Source organism: Sodalis sp. RH20, from assembly GCF_047324205.1.
Classification (GTDB): Bacteria; Pseudomonadota; Gammaproteobacteria; order Enterobacterales; family Enterobacteriaceae; genus Acerihabitans.
The window spans coordinates 3466244-3484248 of the sequence record NZ_CP178733.1; the positions used below are offsets into that span (position 1 = coordinate 3466244).

Below are 18005 nucleotides of genomic sequence, written 5' to 3' on the forward strand. Positions count from 1 at the left end.
GCCCGTAAACGATAACGCCGGCCGGCAGTGATCTGTTTAACCTTAGCATCATCCGTTCCTAGGATCCCGCTCCCTGCCGATAGGCACGGCTTTTCACTTTTTCAGCCGCTGTTTTCCCGGCGATGAAAGCATGGTCGGAATTATAATACTCCCATTCACTGTAGCGCCCTGACAGCACGATATCGTGAAGCAATAGCCACTGACGCACCGTGGCAATATTCTGTTCACGGGCATGATCGTAAATCACGTAGGCATAAGGAATGTCAATTTGGTTAGCCGTGATAACAGTATCCTCCGCGCTAAACATCCCCACGGCAATACACTCGGCGATGCACCTGTCGATAAGCTGTTTTCCTTCTGCGGGGAGCGGTTTAAGCGGTGAATAGCTTATTTCGCAGGTCAATCCGCACCCGCCGGGAGGGTTGCATAAGGGGCTGGCGTTGCCCTGGACGAAAATCCGATGAAAAACGGTATTGCCGGCAAAATAAATCCAATGTTTATCGGTCAAATTGGCGCGACCGATACCCAGGTTAACGCAGCGGACCGACACATGGCGTAACCCGGCCGCCGCAGCCCTGACGTCTACAGGAACCTCGTCTCCGATGATGCGTATCAATTCCGGCAGCGGCATGGTGCTGATCAACTGCTCATAACTGTATTGCCTGCCGTCGGCCAGGACGGCGATATGCTGGTGCGCCAGGATTTGCTTCACCTCGGCGCCGGTTTCAACCGTACCGCCGATATGCGGCAGGAAACCCGACATCAACGCCTGAAAGCCGCCACGCAGCGGATACCCGAAGCGGGCATTAGGTCCCATGGGCTTGGCTGTCCACCCCAGGGCGCCTTCAATGATTTGCGCCAGGTCAGGCAGCGGCACACGCCCGCCCAGCCAGGAGGTTTCCATATCCGCGAGCGGAACCGTCCATAATTTCTTATTGTAAGGAATGGCGAAATGCCTGGCGATGCCCGCACCCCAGGTCCGGTAGATAAACTGCTCAAAATCTTCTTTCCGTCCATGCCGGTCGGTGGCGCGGCCAAGAACAAAATCCGGTACCGCGCCATCGGCGCAGCAGTCCGTATGCGTGCCATGCTCCTCCACGCCATGGGTAACGCAGCGTTCTGTTAGCATCGGCGCGCCGGCGGCGCCGGGCGGTTCATAACGCGCCGCTATCGCCCCAAGGATACATTCCTTTATGATAGCGGCCGGCAGTCCATGCAACGCGCCCTGAAAAGGATAACGGGTGTAAATACCGTCGGTGTAAATCCATGCCTCACGCTCTTGCCAATGGATATTATCGCCCAACAGCATGTCATACATGGCGAGGACATAGGGATCATTGGAAAACATGATATGTCCTGCATAATCAAAGGTGAAGCCGCGATCTTCGACGGAGCGGCACCATCCGCCTACCGTCTTGTTGCGTTCAAGCAGCAGTGCGCCCGAACCATAATGATATGCAGCGCTCAGCCCCGTCGGCCCCGCGCCGAGGATAAGACAGCGGACGGGCGATGCGCTTGCCGGGTGGGGCGGCGTCAGCCGTAAAGCCGGCTTTACAGGCGATCCTTGCTCCGCCTGCGCGACAGGCGTGTCCGCTGTAGGACGAGATGGCGAAACGGTCAGCTCATTTTCTATTAACTCATGCATCGCCTGCGCTGTTTTGTCCCAGGAGGTCGCATCAACAATGGCTTTCATTTGCTGCTGTTGCCTTGCCCGGGATGCCGGCGGTATCGCCAGCGCGTCTTCACAAGCGCGAATAAAGCCTGCGTGATCCTGTCCAATAGCGACGACATGACCATAAGGTTCCTCAACATCGGTAATGGCGCTGCTCACCACCGGCAATAACGCCGCCATATATTCAAGCACCTTGGTCGGGCTGATAAAACGCGTTGATGCGTTCAGGGCAAAAGGCATTAAGCAGACATCCCACCCGGCAAGAAACTGGGGCAATGCCTGATAAGGCTGCATGCCAAAGTAATGAATATTGGGCCGCTGGGGAAGGAAAGCAGGATCTATTTTGACTACCGGCCCAACCATTATCAACTGCCATTGCGGATGCGCGTCCGCCAGGGCCGCAAGCAAAGCCAGATCCATGCGTTCATCAATCACGCCGAAATACCCCAGCCGCGGATGGGGCAGGTGATCCTGGAGCGGATGATGATTTGTCCTGTCCCGGGCTTGTTCAAAATGAATGGTATCCACGCTGCTGGCAAAACAGTGCACATTAGGGTGTCGCCCCGCCTTGGCGGCATATAAACTGGGCCCGCCGGTAAAAACGATATCGGCACGCGCCAGCAAGGCGGATTCGCGTTGCATAAGTTGTCTGGGCGCTTTTTCAAATGCAGACAGCTCATCCATGCAATCATAAATAACCAGCGCAGGAGTAAAGACAGCCAGTAACGGCAACGCCATAGGCGTATAAAACCAGACGATGGGCATCTCGTTTTCTGGCATTAACTCAGCAAGAAGCTGTTGAATATAGGGAATCTGGCTATCATGGAAACCTGCGGCCTGTATAGGCGTATGCGGCTGGACAACAGTGATATTCGGCGCCGGGGTCGTTATATTCAGGCCAGGTTCCAGCAGAGAGAAAATAGGTTCTTCTATAAAAAAGATTCGATAATGTTGCGCCAGGCGCGTCATGAGATGCTGAGGGCGCTGAAAAACGAAATTCCACCGCAGATGGCTAAAAACGTATATATTTTTCATAATATAAGTATTTTCTCCGGCGCTTGCTAATACGCCTAATTGTCTTTGGAAAAGCGCCAGCATATGCTGGGCTCGCAGGAGAGCAGAGGCATAAACAGCATCCAGTATCCGAGCCAGCGGGTCCGGCCCCTCACGGTCGAGGTCCCATAATCCGCTATGGTGCCAGACGTTTTTATTTTCCCAGTCAGGTCGGTCGATAATGGGATAAAGACAAATGCCCAGCAGCTCGACTCCCGCTATTTGCGCCTGGGCGATATCGGCGGCAATCTGGCCTATCCAGGCTCCGCGTCCGCTGCCCACGTGACTGGTTTCCGCCAGGAGTAGGGGTCGTTTGTAGCGATGGTAGAGCTCTTGTAACATATCGTGCAGGGGACGGCGCCGCGGGTCGCCCAAATGCCAGAAGAGCCGTTGGTTATTTTCGCTTTCCCATTGGTTATCATGATAATAATTGGCTCCAATGATATCCAGATAGCGCGGCGCGCCGCCCAGTTCAGGCGCGCTAACGCCTGACAGCATGTCCCAGGATTCAAACTGGGCGGCTTGCCAATCAGCGGCCTGCCGCATCCCCTCAGGCCGGCTATCCGAAGCCACGGTAAAAATAATCGGGTCACAATGTAGAATCCGCGCCCGCGGATCCGCTGCCCAAATAGCATCACATGCGGCAAGACATGCCCGAACCAATTGGCGTTTACTTGATTTTCCTATCTCCACCCCGGGCGGCGCTGAACATGAAAATAACCCCACCGAAATTCCCCAACTGGTAAAAGAGATTTCATTTATCGGCGAATAGACGGGGGCATGGGAATAATAGGGCCGTAGAAACGCGGCCACGGCGCCGCATAAACGGGCGAAGCGGGAAACAAAGTCTGGCGAAAACACATCAATATCTTCCGGCCAACCGTAATGGCATATCGTCCAGCATAGTTGCATGCCTGATTTATTTGCCGCCGCCATCCGGACCGCCAGGGAAGAAAAATCATAACCCTCCTTACTTTCAACCAGGCGCCAGCCGACACTTTCTCGAACCGTGGTGATATTAAATGCCTTTAACGCGTTATAATCCTGCAGAACGCGTTCTATATGCCCGGTTGCCTCGTTTAATGCAAGTATTTCACCCAGCCGGTTACGATGATCCGCAGCTTCAAATCCCGCCTGCCAAAAACTGCTGAAAATAGTCATGCCGCCGCCTCTAGATTTTAAAACTTTATCTCTTTGTTAATCGGCCGTGGAAATTATGCGTTCTAACTAATATTCAGGCATGGGGCATGAAGACCCCGCTGACTTGCCGGATAACAAAATTCAAATAATTGATATTTTTTATTTAAAACAGAAATACAGACGCCGAATGCCTGTCACTAACAAAGCATATCCATGAATAACGCGTCTCGCGGCAAAATGGCGGGAGAGACTTAAACAAAGCTTACCTTTCTTTTACCATACTATAGAACATGGCGAAATTTTCGCTAACCCGTCATGTATTATTTTTTACAATTATTATCTAGCTATCTGTTTTTAATAAAAATTAAATATTACCGCTGCGCTTAAATAAGATTAACACCTTAGAAGATATAACTATTTATCTTAAGTGGCGTTAAACAGTACCAGAGTATTGTTCGCGATAGTGCATTGCGATAGTGCATTATAGATGCACCGCGGTGGATTATATTAATTTTTACAGCAGCTTATCGATGCCGTTAAGGATAAGGCATTATCCGCTGAATACCGCCATGATCAGCGTTTTCGCAGATCCCCCTGGCGATGACCCCAGTCGCCTGACGCTGCGCAGGCGCAAAGCGGTGGCCGGTTATTGCCTTAGTAACGCCAGTTACGCCACCGTGGAATCGTCAGCAGAACCCGCCATCCGGCCAGGGACAAGCCTGGGCTATCGCCCACATTTCTTTTGCCCGTTTCCAGCCGCGGTTCTGACTGCCGGTATGCTCGCCTGGACAAGGCCTTTTCAGCGTAGCGGCCATGCCGCCGACCCGGGATGGGCTTTGCAATATTCCAATAGTCCGAAAGCTGGCCTGCGATTATGTCTATTAGCAAAACTTAACTACGCTTATTCTTGTCGATAATTAAAGGAGGGAAAGTTATGTCTGAGATCACAAAAACCAATAATGATACCATCGGTGATGTTGCCGACAAGGCAAAGAACAAAGCAGAACAATTCGCTGGGGCTGCCCAGAAAAAATTCGGCGAGGCCGTAGATTCCCCCGAACAAGAAGCTAAAGGCGCCGCCAGGCAGGCCACGGCGAAAGTCTCCGAAGCATTAAACGATGCGGCTGCCGGTGTTAGGGAACATGTCCGTGAAAACCCGCTGGTGGGACTTGCCGCCATCGGCACCATCGGACTGCTGCTCGGCTTTATCCTGGGCCGCAGCAAATAAGATCATGGGGCGTGTCCAGCGCCCCTTTCCTTCCTGGATTCACCCACACTGCCCGTGACGATCGTTGCCGGGCCCGCTCCAAGCAGCCTTGGTAATCATTACCGCTGTTTCTCCGCCGGCAATGCCCTGTCGCGTCGATGCGTTGGTGCGCGGACATCCCTGAAAATGCCATTCACGGCGCCTGTAATCTATTCGTCAAGGAACCAATAACCCTGATTAACCAGCGCGGTTAACGCCGTAACGAAAGCCGGGTTGTCCAGCGCCTTGCCCAGCGCTTCCTTACCGATAAGGGTGTGGCGGCACAGGGCGTCGGCGCCTGCGGGATCGGCCGTTTCCAGCCGTTCGCTGTTGACGAAAAAGCTCTCGCCGACTTGCAGGACCCGCAAGCCGCCCAAGCGCGTCAGAACCTTGCCCGCCATAAGGGCGCCGACAATCTCATCTTCCTTGTAGAGCGGCTGTGCGGGCGCGATATCCAGCTCGTGGCGCGGGGTCGTCGCGAAGCGGCCAAACCACTGGGCAAAATCTTCCGGCTGATTGATCATCTCGATCATCATCGCGCGCAGACGGTCCAATTCAGCATTTTCGACACGGCCCGGATGTTCCCGGCACGTTAAATCAGGATCGCTGTAGTGCTCGCCGCCCAGATCGTTTTCCAGCGCATAGTCGGCGAAGCTGCTGATTAAATCCCTGCCGTTTGGTCCGCGAAAGCCTACGGAATAGTTAAGGGCGGTTTCGTGAGTGAAACCGTCGTGCGGAAAACCGGGCGGAATGTATAAAATATCGCCGGGCGCAAGGTCTTCATCAATGATGGGCATAAACGGCTCGACGTGCAGCAGCGCCGGATGCGGGCAAAACTGCTTCAGGGGCAGTTTAGCGCCGACACGCCAGCGGCGGCGTCCCATCCCCTGGATGATAAAGACATCGTACTGATCGATATGCGGTCCGACGCCGCCGCCCGGCACGGAAAAAGAAATCATCAGGTCGTCTAAACGCCAGTCCGGCAGCACGCGAAACGGACGCACCAGCTCGGCAGACGGGGCATGCCAGTGGTTAACGGCTTGGGCCAAAAGCGACCAACCGGTTTCTCCCAGATTATCAAAATGCTCGAACGGCCCATTGCTGGCCTGCCACTGGCCATTTGCATGGCTGACCAGCCGGCTGTCAACCTCTGCCTCCATCGCCAGGCCGGCCAATTCGTCCGGCGTAATGGGATCGACAAAATCCGGGAAGGCGTTTTTTAATATAACGGGTTGTTTTTGCCAATATTTCTCTAAAAACTCGGGCCAATTGAGATTAAGTTGATAAGCCATGCTTGCACGCCAATAAGAAAACAAACGGGCCTGATTATAAAGGGCCGCACGCGGGTGCCGCCTTGTCATGGGTCAACCTGGGCGTTCAGCAAAGCAAAATAACCGCCGCCGTCAAAAGATGTCCTGCGCGTTTTCCCACGCTAGTAATGCGTGACGCCATCTGGAGTAATTGACTGATATTTTACCATATTTATTCAAGACATCAGTGAGGTAAAGCTGAACGACTGACGCTTGCAGGCCCGGAGGAGGATGCCGGGCCTGCGACAATAGGTGCAGTGATTGAGAACCCCGTTGATAAGCGCGCTATGGTACAGCCTCATCGTCCCTGATAGCGCCGGGGTCCCAGGCAATAATGATTAAGACTGAGCGCCGGTTTATCCGCGCCCGACAAAGGGCATATTGCTGGCCATTACCGTCATAGTGAGAATATTTGCAGATAAAGGTAACGCCGCCATGTGGCGCACCGCGTCAGCAATATATTTAACGTCGACCATCGGTTCCGCCGCCGTGCGTCCATCCGCTTGCAAAACGCCTCTGGTCATCCGTTCCGACAACGTGGTCAACGCGTTGCCGATATCAATCTGGCCGCAAACGATATTAAACGCGCGCCCGTCCAGAGCAATGCTTTTCGTCAAACCCGAGACGGCATGTTTACTGGCAGTATAGGGCGCGGTGAAGGGCCGGGGAGTATGTGCGGAGATCGAACCGTTGTTGATGATACGTCCGCCCTGGGGCGTTTGTTTCCTCATTAAACCGAAGGCCGCGCGGGCGCAAAGAAATACACCGGTGACATTGGTATTGATGGCATTGAGCCATTTGTCCAAGGGCAATTCATCCATTGGAACGGCGGGCGCATTGACGCCCGCGTTATTAAACAACACATCAAGGCGGCCATACCGTGCCGCGATTTGGGCAAATAACGCTTCCACGCTTTCAGGGTCGCGAACATCTGCGGTTATGGCAATCGCCTGCTGTCCCGCCGCCTTTGCCGCATCCTGGACTTCAAGCAGGGGCTCAATGCGCCGCCCGGTGAGAACAACGGTAAATCCGTCCTGGAGCAATCCCAAAGCAACGGCTCGGCCTATACCGCTACCGGCGCCCGTGACGAGCGCTATCCTGGCGTTTTCTACTTGCTGTATTGACTCGGACATACCTATCTCCTGTAAATTGCATTACCTGAATTATACCAACATGCTCAAGTGGATTTTGAAAACCGCTTTTAGTATGGATGTATCATTACCGCTACGGCCTCGAGTCCGATGGATATCATCAGGAAAAAAAATACCAAACTCCCCCGGCCCTATGGTTAAAACATCTTGCCGAGTGTTGAGATCGTAATAAATCATATCGCTACCTGGCGTTTTGTCTTCTGTTATCTTTACGCCATCATCCACGCGAGAAAAGCCAATCTTTTCCTCCCCAGACAACAAATACTGAAAGTCAACATATTCCACATGGGATTCCGGTTTACATTCACTCAGGTCAATGGTGTCGTACGATTGCATAAAAAAGAAGAGCTTATCAGGAATTATGATGTGTTTACCCACCATAAGACCGGCTAAATCATTGTTGCGTATATAATCTATTATTGTATTGAACACCGGATGAAATGCGCTTTGTTCTTTATTCCAGTCGGCCAGTTTACTGAATATCATTGCGTATCCCTTCAGAATGAATCATGACGTCGTCATCAACCGGCAGTAAGTATAAACAATCCGTAAGACATAACAGATGTTATTACACCCACAACCCTCGTTTGTGCCATAGCGTTAAACCACTGCCAAGCAAATGCAACATTACATTTACACTAAGACGTTTTTTGCTGCGGCATCCCATATAAATCGCACCTAAAACGGAAGATCGTCAGAAAAAACCTCCGCAGGAGATTATTCCCTCTGCCGGGTATTTACCGTGCACTTTTTTTGCCAATGTTACTGCGATAATGCTGAAGTATATTAAGTATAAATCAAATTGCTGGCCCAACGGTTATGCAAATGCACATTTTTAAAAATTGATCAGCGCGACAATCTAGGCAATTGACCGCTTATCAGTGACCGATATCACGAAAACAAACCCATTGCGACTCTCTATTACACTTTGAGCGAAACAGCCCGCCGCGGGTTGACTGTTAAAATCCGTTAACGTCGCGCAGGCACCCTCATTGGCCCCGCGCAGACTTTATCATTGCGCTTGAGCAAGGCATCAGCACTATTTCTTTTTAACCAGGGTAACGCGATACGGTTATAACAAAATGAGACGGTAAACACATGGACACAAGTAAACCATAAATCAATTAACATTTATATGTGATGACTATCATATAATTGATATAAATTTTCAAAATATCATTTATTTTAAAAATGATGCGACATATTACGCATATTTTTCCAATATAACTTAAATTCAAATTTATTGTTCAAATTTGGGATTTGCATCAAATTATCTTGGCTTATGTACCAATTTTATAATTTATCTTTGAGCTTTTGCCCAATGCTGTTGTTTACATATCTTTGCATAGTGACTGCAATTAAATAATGAAAAGATAATATGGATGCTGATCGATTATAAACAACGGCTGTTTCTGGTATCAAAATGTCGATGTTACCCATCCGTATGTTAATTGCTTGGGGTGTTATTAGTCACATTGCCTGCAAATGTTAATTTATATCATCATGGGATTAGGATAATTCGCTGCGCCGGATTAGCCGTCACGTTATGTCGCTTTAAACTTTAAACGGGATATGTTATGGACACTAAAAAAATAGAAGTAATGGTTATTTCGCCTCTTCCCCCGGTTATGCTGGACGAACTGGCAGAGACATTTACCATACATAATTATTGGTTGACGGAAGACAAAGAAGAATTATTAAGCCAAACCGCCACGCGGATACGCGGGGTGGTGACCCGATCCCATCTTGGAATAAATAGAAGAATTATCAATGCCTTGCCTCAGCTGGAGATGGTGTCGATTTTTGGCGTTGGCCTGGATGCCGTCGATCTGGATGCGGCGCGTGCCCGTAATCTGGTGGTGACGAATACACCTAAGGTCCTCAGTGAATGTGTGGCGGATACCGGTTTGGCGCTGATGTTAAGCGTCTCTCGCCGTATTTGCGAGGCCGATCGTTTTTCCCGTTCTAAATCCTGGTTAAATGGACAATTTCCTTCCGCCTCACGGATGCACGGCAAAATATGCGGGATTGCGGGCCTGGGCAATGTCGGGCAGGCGGTAGCAACCAGGGCGCAGGGTTTTGGCATGCCAATACATTTTTATGACCCCTATTCCAAAGAACAAAACTTCAAACGTTTCGATACCCTGGTGGCGCTGGCGGAATCCTGTGATTTTTTAGTATTGACCCTACCGGGTGGTGCTGAAACTTTCCATGCGATAAACAAAGAGGTATTACAAGCCTTGGGTAAATCCGGGATCTTGGTAAATATCGCCCGCGGCACTGTTGTCGACACTACGGCATTGATCGAGGCATTAAATAATAAGGACATCTTGGGTGCGGGGCTAGACGTATTTGAAGACGAGCCCGTTATCCCGCGTGAGCTGTTCCAATTTGACAACGTTGTCCTTACCCCCCACCTGGCAAGCAACACCGTTGAGACCCGTACTGATATGGCAAACTTAGCGGTGCGTAATATCAGAAGCTATTTCGAAGAAGGGCAGGCTATTACGCCGGTAAAATAATTCATCTCCATGGTGACTGTTATTTTCGCCTAAAGCTTCTCATGTCTATTTGCTTTTATATTATTCATTTTTTATGAAGGGATATTTTTGCACATAGATATACTTACAAGGAACTCTCTATGAGCGCTGTCATGCTTGAAAAAATGCCTGACCATTCTGCCCTTAAGAAAAAATGGGCTAGGATCGGCATTTGCGTTTTGTTTGGCGCCATCATTTGGAATATTCCCATCCCAATTGGGTTTACGCCTCAAAATTGGCATTTATTTGCAATATTTTTTTCCACCGCTTTCGGTTTTATGCTGCAGCCCCTGACGTTGGGGGTTATTACCATTGCATCCCTGGTCGTCGCGGCGATGTTTGGCGTTTTGGATGTCAAAGGGGTGCTGGTCGGCTACAGTGCCGATGTGGTGTGGCTTATCGTCGCTGCGTTTCTCTTTTCACGCGGCTTGATTAAAACCGGCCTGGGCAACCGGATTGCTTATGCCTTGTTGCAGCGCTTTGGCAGCAGTTCCCTGAAGCTTGGCTATACCCTGGCTTTCAGCGATGTCCTGATAAGCTTTTGTGTTCCCTCGGCGACCGCGCGCTGTGGGGGCATCATGTTTCCCATTGTCCGAAGCGTAGCGGAGGTCAGCGGCTCTAAACCCGGCAGCTCCGCCAGGAAACTGGGGGCGTACCTCGTGCAGACGGTGGTACAAGTCGACAGCGTTGCCGCCTGCCTGACCCTAACGGGGCAAGCCGGCAATCTGTTAATGGTGGCGTTTGCTTCCAAAATCGCGGGCATAGAAATTTCCTGGAGCATATGGGCAATGGCGGCGTTTGTGCCGGCGCTGTTTTGTCTGTTGATCATGCCGTATTTGCTGCACAAGATTTACCCACCTGAATCGAACCAGACTCCGGAAACCAAACAGATTGCCAAATCGTCGCTTCAGGCCATGGGCAAAATGTCTTTTAAAGAAATTTTACTTTGCGTAATCCTGGTATTGACCATTATCGGTTGGGGCACCAGCGGAATGACTAAAATCTCCGCGACCGTTATTGCCCTGGCCGGCGTCTGTCTTATGTTGCTGGCGGAAGTCATCGACTGGAAGGACGTGATTAATGAAAGTGGCGCTTGGGACACGCTGGTGTGGTTGGGCGGTATGTACGGCTTGGCGGAAAATTTATCAAAATCAGGTTTCTTTAAGGTATTTGCGGATTGGGTACAGGTCAGCTTATCGGGTATGCCGGTTCTGCCCGTATTGATCATACTGGTTAGCATCTATGTTTTTTCTGCGTATTTCTTTGCGGGGGGGATCCCGCATATTCTCGTCATGTATCCAGCATTTATAACCGTAGGCATTGCTGTGGGCGCACCGCCGATGCTGGTATGCTTATTATTAGCCTTTTGCTCTTCTTTATATCAGGCCATTACGCATTATTCGTCTGGCCCGGCGGCAATATTTTTTGCTGGAGGATATATAGGACAAAGGGAGTGGTGGAAGTTAGGTTTTATCGTGACCTTATTTAATGTGTTGGTATGGTCAATACTGGGCGCTTTCTGGTGGAAGATCATCGGACTTTGGTAACATGGCAATATTGAGCATCAGGCCCAGCCGTCATGCTGGGCTTTTTTTATCGGTAATTATCCACGGAGTTGCATGAGGCAGGGTTCTGAATCCCGCTGCCTCACCTTGACTTTTTTACGCGGGTTAGAAACTTTGCCAGCCTTCTTCCATCTCCGCTGTCTTTTTCTTCGTTGTCAGTCCATAAGGTGACGATTTCGCCACTCCTGCCGGGCTTAGCGCGGAGGGGGATTTTCCCGTTGACGGTGATTCGATAACAAACGTGGCTACCAGCTGATTGAGGACGGTGGCCTGCTCCATTAGCGAGTGCGAGGCGGCCGAGGCTTCCTGTACGAGTGCCGCATTCTGCTGCGTCACGTCGTCCATCTGGTTAACCGCCTGGTGGACCTGGCCAATACCCAGCATCTGCTCTTTAGCGGCGGCCGCGATTTCATTCACCAGGTCTGCGACCTGACTGATTGCGTCCTTCATACCGGCCATATTCTGCCCGACTTCTTCCGCCTGACCCGCCCCTTTCTCCACGAAACTCATGGAAGACTCAATCAGCACTTTGATCTCACGGGCTGAAGACGATGAGCGCTGTGCCAGACTACGGACTTCACCGGCAACGACTGCAAATCCGCGCCCCTGCTCCCCGGCCCGCGCCGCTTCAACTGCGGCATTCAGCGCCAGAATATTGGTCTGGAAAGCAATACCTTCAATAAGCGAGATGATATCGGTAATTTTTGCAGAACTGCTCCTGATATCGGACATTGTGCCCAGCATGGTGCTGACCTTAGCTGTGCTGTCTTCCGAGAGCCGGCGGGCATTCTGTGAAAGCTGGCTTGCCATACCGGTATTTTCGGCAGTCTGCCGTACCGTTTCACTCAACTCTGACATGCTGGCCGCCGTCTGCTCCAGGGAGGCAGCCTGCTCTTCGGTGCGGGACGAAAGGTTCTCGTTGCCTGCCGATATCTGCGTCGAGGCCGTAGTGACGGATTGGGAGGACGCGCTCACGGACAACAGCGAGGCGGCAACATTTTCCACCAGGGCATTGAATGCTTTTGCCGTCAGGCCAATTTCGTCTTTACGTGAATCATCCGCCCGCAGGGTCAGGTCCAAGCGGGAACTGGCATTCTCCATGGTGGAACGCATGGCGTTAAGGTTTCTGCGGATACCGGTTATCGTCTTCACACTGAATAAGCCGAGGATAAGGATCACCAGCGCCGACCCGCCAATCATGCCCCGTAACGTCAACTGATAAATATGGATATTCTGATTGTTAAGCGCTTCACCGACGTCTACGTTCAACTGCAACTGCTTCATGTAGCCGGCGATGAGGCCGCGGGTGGCTTCACCCACACCAGCGTCGCCCTGGAGCTCACCGAGGGAGACCGCGTTATTCTGTTCACGGGAGCCTTTCAGGAAGGCGGGCAGTTTGTTCTGGATATCTTGTATGCTGGCCAGGCCTGCCTCCGTCATCTGCCGGTCGCTGTCGTTGGAAATATCGTGATCCAGATAGAATTGATTGAGAGATTTCAGATTACTTACCAGCTCGCTGAGTTTTTTCTCAACTTTGGTTTGTCTGGCCGGGTCGGTTACGCTCTGATGCCGGTACATCCAGATAATCAGCTGGTTGCCGCCATCCACCATTTTGCTTAAGTCGATAATGGAAGGAACAGTATTGCTCTGGACATACTGAAAACGTGCCTGAAACCCTGTTACTACCAGAACGGCCACAATCACCAGGGCAATAAGTGAGGCTGACAGCAGAGAAAAGACCAGGAACAGACGCTGTGTAATTGTCATATTTATTTTCACCTGAGATGTGCCGGATAGAAGGGCTGCATGTCGTAAACCATTCAGCAGCCCTTAACTATCGGCGTCAGACAGAAAATAGTTAATTAAACTTGCCCTTATCCCGAGATTGACCCAAGACCGATTTTTTCTCCCGTTAAAAGCAGAATTCCGGCAGGCTAAACCCTCCCCGAAGAAGAGGTAATGATTGAAGACGGGCACAGACATTCTAATCAATCCAGCCAGATACGGCCCCTGGACTGTCAGCGTCATAGATAGCATTGAGCGTAGGCTTTGACATTTGACATTGCCCGCATAAAAAAGCCCACCAGATGGCGGGCGAAAACGAAATGGGGCAATTAAATAATGACAGGGTGAGAATAGGTGAGGAAGGTGACGGCTGGATGACAGGCATAAAATAGCCCGCGCGAGGGCCGGTTTCAGCCTGCTTCAGGGCAAAAGCAATGTGCTCTTCGGTACAGCGGATCTTTTTCATGTCTGGATTGTTTTTTTTAAAGAAAAGGGGGACAGAAAATTCCCGTTTAGCCTGGTCCTGATTACTGCGGGGAAGATCAGTCTGGTAGATAATGGGAGATAAGAAACGGGCTACACTGCGTAGTATACGGGCTGTTAATTTATTTCGGTAGACTTGGGAAGAGTTTGAAATGGTGCCGATAATAGGAGTCGAACCTACGACCTTCGCATTACGAATGCGCTGCTCTACCAACTGAGCTATATCGGCATGATGAAGCTGTGTCATGCGGGATGAATCTCGGTGGGACACGTTATGCAAAAGCGGTGAAAGAGTCAATAGGCGGGCGCGCGTATGCCGATAAAAACAGCAAATAGCCGTTTAAGATCAACCCGCGCCTACATTATCGCCACTTATCCTGCCATACCGCGCCGCGTCATCGCTGACAGGATGCTCTATAGTAAGTACTAACTATTATTTTCCCATAAGTCTGATGGACTCTGTCAGCGCTGCCCGGAGGAATCAATGCAACTGCAAGGCATCCATCATGCCGCACTGGCGGTGAGCGATATGGATCTTATGCTGGCATATTATCGCGACGCGCTCGGCATGCGGCCTCACCCCATTAAACGTAACTGGCTTAACGCCGGCCGGGGCTTTTGCCTGCACCTGATGCCGTCGAACGGCACGCTGGCGCCACGCGATCCGTCTCGGCATATCGCCTTCCAGGTGGGTGACCTTAACCGCTGCGCCGGCTTTCTGCTTGCACAAGGACTCCAGCCATACCAGATGTCCGTCACCATGGAAGTGTGTTTGATAACCGACGGCACCGGCCCGCTGGATAACGGTATCGGCACGCTTTTCCTGGATGATCCGGAGGGCAATACCCTGGAGTTTATAGAACGGGGCCGGGGAATATTCAGCAAGTATGATGATGGGTTGGAATAAAAGAACGGCCGCGATGGCGTTGCCAAACAACAGGCCCGGCCGGATGCGTTTTAGGCCACCTGAGCATCGCCAGGCGCCACCGGTAATAGCCGCGGCGCCTGGCGGTAATAATAGAAGTAAGCGCCTGCTATCACGATAAGCGTCTTAACGCACTAGGGGCCTGACAGGTATCCGCGCCACAGGAGCGATTGCCGTAACCGTCGCCCGTCCGGTCCCGGCGGGCGCTGAGGTCATCCACACCTGAGCGCTGTCACGCCCTGCTGATATTATCCCCATACCCAATCCATTTATAGGTGGTTAGCGCTTCCAAACCCATCGGGCCGCGCGCATGGAGCTTTTGGGTGCTTACCGCCACTTCCGCGCCCAGGCCGAACTGGCCGCCGTCGGTGAAGCGAGTGCTCGCATTGACATATACCGCCGACGAATCCACCTCGCGCACAAAGCGCTCCGCGTTAGCAAGCGACTGGGTGAGAATGGCATCCGAATGCTGGGTGCCGTATCTGCGGATATGATCGACCGCCTCGTCAAAGCCTTTCACCACCTTGACGTTCAAATCCAGAGACAGCCATTCATCCTGATAATTGGCCTCCTCCACCGGCACGCAGGCCGCCGGCCCGTCGGCCAGGAACGGCCGCGCGCCGTGGTCGGCATGCAGCGTCACGCCAAGGCTGTGCATATGCCGGCTTAAATGGCTCAGGAAGGCCGGCGCGACAGCCTCGTGCACCAGCAGGGTCTCCAGGGAGTTGCAGGCGCTGGGACGCTGGATTTTGGCGTTCTCGATTACCTTGAGCGCCGGCTCGATATCGACGGTCTCATCGGCATAGATATGACAGACACCGATACCGCCGGTAATCACCGGGATCGTGGAATTTTCGCGACATAACTTATGCAGCCCCGCCCCGCCGCGCGGGATCAGCATATCCACGTAGCGATCAAGCCTCAGCAGTTCGTTCACCAGGGCGCGATCGGGATTATCGATGGCCTGTACCGCGCCAGGCGGCAACTGGCAGTCCACCAGCGCCTGCTGAATAGCCTTGACGGTGGCGGCATTGGTGCGGTGGGTCTCTTTGCCGCCGCGCAGGATCACCGCGTTGCCGGTTTTCAGGCATAAAGCCGCCACGTCCACCGTGACGTTGGGGCGCGCTTCATAAATCACAGCCACCACGCCCAAAGGTACGCGGCGTCGTTCCAGCTTCAGGCCGTTGTCCAGTTGGCGGCCGTCGATCACCTGGCCGACCGGATCCGTCAGGCGGCAAACCTGGCGCACGTCGGCGGCGATGGCGGATAAACGCGCCGGGGTAAGCAGCAGACGGTCCAGCAAGGCATCGCTCAGGCCGTTTTGCCGCGCGTCGGCCATATCCAGCGCATTGGCCGCCAGGATATCCCCGCTTTGCGCTTCCAGGCGATCGGCGATGGCCAGCAGGGCCCGGTCTTTGTCGGCGCTGCTCAGCACGGCCAGTTGCCAGGATGCCGCTTTGGCGTCTTTGCCCATTTGCTCAAGCATAGCTACTCCTTAATAAATAATCATATCGTCGCGATGGATGGCGACCGGCCCGTACTCGTAGCCGAGGATGGCGCTGATGTCCTGCGAATGGCGGCCGGCGATCATGCGCAGCGCGTCGCTGTTATAACGGCTGACGCCATGGGCCAGATCCTGGCCGTCAAGACCGCGGATACGCACCACCACGCCGCGGGAGAAATCGCCGTCCACCGAGCGGATACCCTTGGGCAATAATGAGCTGCCCCGCTCGCGAATCGCCGCCAGCGCGCCGTTATCGACGGTGATATCCCCTGCCGGCGGCGGCCCGAACAGCCAGCGCTTGCGCGTTTCCAGCGGCATTTGCTGCGCATGGAAACGGGTGCCCACCGGCCGATCCGCCATCATATCGCCAATCACGCCCGGCTTGCTGCCGGCGGCGATGACCACATCGACGCCGGCCCGGCTGGCGACGTCCGCCGCCTGGATTTTGGTCGCCATGCCGCCGGTGCCCAGGCCCGAGACGCTGTCGCCGGCAATGGCGCGCAGGGCGTCGTTAATGGCCGTGACCTCGGTGATAAGCGTAGCGTCGGGGTTGGTGCGCGGGTCGGCGGTATACAGCCCGGCCTGGTCGGTCAGCAGCAGCAGTTTATCGGCGTCGGCCAGAATGGCCACCAACGCCGAGAGATTATCGTTATCGCCCACCTTTATTTCAGCGGTGGCCACCGCGTCGTTTTCATTGATCACCGGCACGATGCGGTTATCCAGCAGCGCGCGCAGCGTGTCGCGGGCGTTGAGGAAACGCTCGCGATCTTCCATATCCGCGCGGGTGAGCAGCATCTGGCCGATATGGATGCCGTAAATGGAAAACAGCTGTTCCCAGAGCTGGATCAGGCTGCTTTGGCCGACGGCGGCCAACAGCTGTTTTGACGCAATGGTCGCGGGCAATTCCGGATAGCCCAGGTGCTCGCGACCGGCGGCAATGGCGCCGGAAGTGACAATCACAATCCTGTGGCCGGCGGCGTGCAACTGCGCGCACTGGCGCACCAGCTCGACGATATGGGCGCGGTTAAGCCGGCGCGATCCGCCGGTCAAAACGCTGGTGCCCAACTTCACAACCAATGTCTGGCTGCCATCCATAACATATCTACCGTAATAAAGTTAAAAAGGCGTGCCTGGTCTTTATAAAAAGAAAAAGCGTTATGCCCGCCAGCATAACGCGAAATAAGATAAAAAGCAGGTGCGTGATGGTGTTAGTCTTTCAGGACAAAGGGCTCTTCTTTGAAGTTATCCGCCGGTTCCAGCGTCATCTCAAGCGACAGGATATAAGCGCGCAGGCGGGTATGAAAAGCGCGCAGCGAACTTTCCAGCTTATCGATTACCGCCGGATCGCTGATTTTTTCCTCATTCCAGCGGCCCGCTTTATCGAACATGCCCAGATGATAGGCATAGGTATAACGGTTCTCTTCAGCTTCCAGATCGATCCACCATCCCCAGAATTCACGTTTTTCCGGCGAGGGCTGCATATTGATGCATACCGCCAGGCAATCGAAGAAAAAATGATTGTCGCTGCACTGCCCTTCGCGGATATAGGGGCCGAGCGCGGTAAATCCTTTCATCAACCTGCTTTTCGGATGTCCACTTACTAACGCCATGCTGATAACCTCAAATGCCTC

At 52.8% G+C, this 18005-nt stretch carries 12 protein-coding genes and 1 tRNA gene; 4 read left to right on the forward strand and 9 right to left on the reverse strand.

Features of this window, described 5'->3' with window-relative positions:
- Positions 1-58 precede the first annotated feature (58 nt).
- Positions 59-3886, reverse strand: a complete 3828-nt coding sequence (locus ACL2XM_RS16015) for an NAD(P)-binding protein (RefSeq protein ID WP_413722209.1) — start codon at positions 3884-3886, stop codon at positions 59-61.
- A gap of 913 nt (positions 3887-4799) precedes the next feature.
- On the opposite strand from ACL2XM_RS16015, the gene ACL2XM_RS16020 reads away from it, so the two are divergent.
- Positions 4800-5093 (forward strand): CsbD family protein, encoded by a 294-nt coding sequence (locus tag ACL2XM_RS16020; RefSeq protein ID WP_410016270.1) that lies wholly within the window; start codon positions 4800-4802, stop codon positions 5091-5093.
- A gap of 188 nt (positions 5094-5281) precedes the next feature.
- On the opposite strand, the gene ACL2XM_RS16025 is transcribed toward ACL2XM_RS16020, so the two are convergent.
- The 3 genes from ACL2XM_RS16025 to ACL2XM_RS16035 form a co-directional block, all read right to left on the reverse strand.
- Entirely contained in the window at positions 5282-6403 is a 1122-nt protein-coding gene (locus ACL2XM_RS16025) for a JmjC domain-containing protein (protein WP_413722208.1), read from the reverse strand.
- Between the two features lie 374 nt (positions 6404-6777).
- Positions 6778-7554, reverse strand: a complete 777-nt coding sequence (locus tag ACL2XM_RS16030; RefSeq protein WP_413722207.1) for an SDR family oxidoreductase — start codon at positions 7552-7554, stop codon at positions 6778-6780.
- Between the two features lie 30 nt (positions 7555-7584).
- The gene (locus ACL2XM_RS16035; RefSeq protein ID WP_413722206.1) at positions 7585-8058 is read right to left on the reverse strand and encodes a YhcH/YjgK/YiaL family protein; all 474 of its coding nucleotides are present in this window, start codon (positions 8056-8058) and stop codon (positions 7585-7587) included.
- A gap of 1091 nt (positions 8059-9149) precedes the next feature.
- Here ACL2XM_RS16035 and ACL2XM_RS16040 point away from each other — a divergent pair.
- Positions 9150-10094: a 2-hydroxyacid dehydrogenase gene (locus ACL2XM_RS16040; protein ID WP_413731233.1), complete on the forward strand. Its 945-nt coding sequence runs from the start codon at positions 9150-9152 to the stop codon at positions 10092-10094.
- A 119-nt stretch (positions 10095-10213) separates the two neighbouring features.
- Positions 10214-11659: a DASS family sodium-coupled anion symporter gene (locus ACL2XM_RS16045; RefSeq protein WP_410016275.1), complete on the forward strand. Its 1446-nt coding sequence runs from the start codon at positions 10214-10216 to the stop codon at positions 11657-11659.
- A 123-nt stretch (positions 11660-11782) separates the two neighbouring features.
- Here ACL2XM_RS16045 and ACL2XM_RS16050 read toward each other — a convergent pair whose 3' ends face one another.
- Together ACL2XM_RS16050 and ACL2XM_RS16055 are read right to left on the reverse strand one after the other, a co-directional pair.
- Positions 11783-13444, reverse strand: coding sequence for a methyl-accepting chemotaxis protein (locus ACL2XM_RS16050; protein ID WP_413731235.1), 1662 nt, complete (start codon positions 13442-13444; stop codon positions 11783-11785).
- A gap of 654 nt (positions 13445-14098) precedes the next feature.
- Positions 14099-14174, reverse strand: a tRNA-Thr gene (locus ACL2XM_RS16055).
- A 255-nt stretch (positions 14175-14429) separates the two neighbouring features.
- Here ACL2XM_RS16055 and ACL2XM_RS16060 point away from each other — a divergent pair.
- Entirely contained in the window at positions 14430-14852 is a 423-nt protein-coding gene (locus ACL2XM_RS16060; RefSeq protein WP_410016278.1) for a VOC family protein, read from the forward strand.
- Between the two features lie 250 nt (positions 14853-15102).
- On the opposite strand, the gene proA is transcribed toward ACL2XM_RS16060, so the two are convergent.
- The 3 genes from proA to crl form a co-directional block, all read right to left on the reverse strand.
- On the reverse strand, positions 15103-16356 hold the full coding sequence (gene proA, locus ACL2XM_RS16065; RefSeq protein ID WP_413731236.1) for a glutamate-5-semialdehyde dehydrogenase: 1254 nt from the start codon (positions 16354-16356) through the stop codon (positions 15103-15105).
- A gap of 9 nt (positions 16357-16365) precedes the next feature.
- Positions 16366-17469: a glutamate 5-kinase gene (gene proB / locus ACL2XM_RS16070; protein ID WP_410016280.1), complete on the reverse strand. Its 1104-nt coding sequence runs from the start codon at positions 17467-17469 to the stop codon at positions 16366-16368.
- A gap of 113 nt (positions 17470-17582) precedes the next feature.
- Positions 17583-17984, reverse strand: a complete 402-nt coding sequence (crl, locus tag ACL2XM_RS16075; RefSeq protein ID WP_410016281.1) for a sigma factor-binding protein Crl — start codon at positions 17982-17984, stop codon at positions 17583-17585.
- Positions 17985-18005: the final 21 nt, after the last annotated feature.